1 protein-coding gene and 1 pseudogene are annotated in these 2447 nt (G+C 28.9%); one reads left to right on the plus strand and one right to left on the minus strand.

What is annotated here, in order from left to right; translation table 11 throughout:
- The first annotated feature begins 60 nt into the window (after positions 1–60).
- Positions 61–1566, plus strand: a complete 1506-nt coding sequence (locus tag DOK81_RS12205; RefSeq protein ID WP_206911225.1) for a helix-turn-helix domain-containing protein — start codon at positions 61–63, stop codon at positions 1564–1566.
- Positions 1567–2012: 446 nt separating this feature from the next.
- Here DOK81_RS12205 and DOK81_RS12210 read toward each other — a convergent pair.
- Positions 2013–2310: pseudogene (locus DOK81_RS12210) on the minus strand (IS3 family transposase); the annotation flags it as partial.
- Between the last annotated feature and the right edge of the window lie 137 nt (positions 2311–2447).

The following is a 2447-nucleotide window of genomic DNA, read 5'->3' on the forward strand; positions in this document are numbered from 1 at the left end:
ATCATGGTACACTGTTATTTCATAGTTTTCACTATTATTTTAAATGTTTAGGAGGTTGAGATGGATATAAATTGTTTTATTGATAATGATGTGAAAAAAAAAATAGAAATACTTGATTATTTAAGAACTATCGAGGGGTATAAAAATGGTATTGAAATAGCTCATGAACTATCGATTGATCGGAAAACAAGTTACAAATATTTAGAGGAATTATTAATATTTGCAGAAGAACAAAAAGTATCGTTTTTGCTTGATTATGTTAAGGGAAAAGGGTATCAAATAAATGAAAATCATACGAAAGAATATCTATTTTTGAAAAAGAAAATGGTTGAATCTTGCTTTCCTATTATTTTTCTAATTAATTTGTTATCGAAAGATGAAAGTTTGACTAACTTGATAGAAAAATATCATATAAGTGAAGCATTTATAAATAAAAAAATGTGTGACATGAGAAAAAATTTAGAAGAGTATAGTCTAACTATTGTTTATAAAAAAGGTTTTTTCTCTATTGAAGGACCAGAAAATAAGATCCGCTTTTTCTACTTTAATTTTCTATGGACTATTTATAGAGGATCTGAATGGAAGTACGAAGGAATATCACAAGACGAGCTATTAAAATCATTGAATCACTATATCGAAAAATTGGACATCCCAGTTAGCGGAAATGGTCGCTTACAAATTGCTTACTTCTTAGCAATAACTATTATTAGATATAATAGAAAAAAAGAAATTTCTGCTGATTTTTTTAATACGGAATATAGCACGCTATTTACGCTAATAGGCGAAGAAACAGGGCTACAGAAGTATTGGTTTGCTAAAATAAATAAAAGTAAGGTAGAAAGCAATTACTTTTTGGCATTTTTAAGTACTAGAGTGACATTTACATTAAAATATAGTGATCTTTATTTGGAGAATAATAATTATATTGAACATACTCAAGCTTGGTTGGCCACGCAAGAGGTTATTATGTATTTTGATAAAAATATTTACCCATTGGATTCAGATAAAAAAGATGAATTTAAGAAATATCTCTATTCTATTAATTTATATACTGATTTTTTTTATGACAAAAAAGATCCTTTAGAGTTTTTTCTAAATTCGAGTACAGAAAAATATTTAATCAGAACAACTAATATTTTCAATGAAATGTGTGAAAAACTTTATATAAAAACTGGATATTCACTTTTTGAAAAAGTTGAATATTTAGTGAATCAATACAGTGTAGCTTTAGCGAAAGTAGAAGATCTTACTTTCTTAGAGCCTCAAATATCTGTACTGGTAGATACTGATATGCCGTATAGTGAAACAAAAATCTTCTTAAGAGAACTATCTAATATCATGACGTTACACTTTAATGTCGTACTATGTGATAGATATAAAGATATTCAACTTGAACAAAAATATGATCTTTTAGTTACCACAACAGACATCAATTACAGTTTGGTCGAGCCTAAATTGAGATATGAGTATATTGCTTATGTAGATAGTAGCGTTTCATTAAAAGACTATAGACAGTTGGACCTAATACTTTTAGAAATATATGAATCAAAATTAAAAGAAAGCTAGATTAGTTTTTTAATAGAATGTAAGATAAATTACTAAATTTAATTCTGTTAGGCTGTCTTATTTTGTAGGGGAGATTCTTGCTGTTGTAAATATAGCGTGGTCCTCTGTTTGGAGAAATGATGGGCACACAACGAGATTGGATTTGTGTTAATGCCGATTATAGATTGAATATACCCACAACAATGGAATATTCTTTCAATACAAGTTCATCGAACTTTACAGGAAACACAAAAAATTCAAAAATCAATTTTTAATCTAGAAGTCTTTGAAGAAAAAAAGAGATCAAAAAACTGTAGTAATGTAATGACACCAAAAAGTTAGACTTTTTTGGAGTGGAGAAATCCACTCTTTTTTCATGCTCTAAAGTGATATTTTTACGCAAACGTTACGGCTGTTTTACGAAATTGGACGGGACTTTGCCAGTTGAATTTCTGTTTTATCCGTTAATTGTGTAGTAATAGATATAGTTATCGATGGCTGATTTCAATTCCTCGAAACAGTTATAAACTTTCCTGTGAAAAATTTTGTATTCCTTCAATTTGTTTCTATAAGCTTTTATTTGATATGCCCAACCTTGTTCTGAATGAAACGTACGACGATAAGGACAATCGTTAGAGGTCTGGATAGCTTCCTCCAAACATTCTATTATCGCTAATGCATTGGAAATGCATCGGACTTTTCATAGGTACGATAGGATAAAATTTCACTATTGAACATATCCATAAAAGGATCTAGATACAATTGCATCCAGCTTAAATAAAACAGAATACTTTTCCATAATTATATATGTTAGGCAGTCAATGGAGTATATTTTCATGGAAAAAGCTGCTGTAATTTAATTGTGAGATGTGAAGGTTTTGTATAAGAAAAGTGAGAACAAG

Origin of the sequence: Enterococcus sp. DIV0660C (genome assembly GCF_017316125.1) — a bacterium.
GTDB lineage: Bacteria > Bacillota > Bacilli > Lactobacillales > Enterococcaceae > Enterococcus_B.

Coding starts and splice junctions, on each gene's coding strand:
- DOK81_RS12205 (WP_206911225.1), top strand. CDS start 61: ATGGATATAAATTGTTTTATTGATAATGATGTGAAAAAAAAAATAGAA.